This window comes from Neobacillus sp. C211 (assembly GCF_051842875.1).
In the GTDB taxonomy this organism is placed as follows: domain Bacteria; phylum Bacillota; class Bacilli; order Bacillales; family Cytobacillaceae; genus Neobacillus.
This window is the reverse complement of record NZ_JBPXRO010000104.1, coordinates 1-774: the sequence shown is the minus strand read 5'-3', so window position 1 is coordinate 774 and position 774 is coordinate 1. Positions and strand designations below refer to the sequence as shown.

Genomic DNA, 774 nt, shown 5'->3' with positions numbered 1-774 from the left:
CTTGTGATGGCAGTGCCAGTCATTCATGCCAAGTTCAGCTCCTGTTACTGCACATTTCCCATATTGAGCAATAAACTTACTTATTCGATTGTCATTGTATTCAATTGAACGATTTGAAATATAGTTTCTCATGATTGAAAATAAAACCCTTTTATTTACAGCCTTTAGACTTTTGTGGATTTTATCTCTACCTTCGGCAGTATAATTACATGTTTCTTGCGAAAAACATAGATTTGTTTTATGCTTCTGGGCATATATGGGCACAAATACCATACTTTGGATTTTGTATAGTTTCGATTTGTAACCTTTGTACCTTTTTTGTAGAGTTTTTGTCATCTCATGAAGACTCGCATCTGTTCTAAAAATCTTTAAACGATTATACAGTGTTTTTCTTAGATAGAAGTTTAACTCATTCAGATTTGTTGAAATTTGGGTGGCTGCGGAATAGTAGTTTTGGATTCCCATCACAACTGTGTTGTAATGCCAGACCGTTTCTACACAAGGCTTCTTCTGGATTGCTTTGATTGCTTCCTTAATTTTATTGAAGGCATTTGTCTTAGCTTTTCTCGACATCTGTGAATGGACTACATGACCAAACCTAGTCTTTCCCTTCCTTACTACTTTAAAAGTAAAGCCGAGAAACTCGGAAGAGTTTTTCTTAAGGTTAATTACCTTTGATTTCTCTTCGCTGGTTTCAAGGTGTAATCTTCTATTCAAAAAGTCTTTTATAGCATAGTTCATTTTAATTGCTTGAGACCGAGTTCTGCACAAAAC

Annotated in this window: 1 pseudogene; it reads right to left on the bottom strand. The window is 34.9% G+C overall.

The features are described from left to right. A pseudogene (locus ACSU6B_RS29225) lies at positions 1 to 774 on the bottom strand (group II intron reverse transcriptase/maturase); the annotation flags it as partial.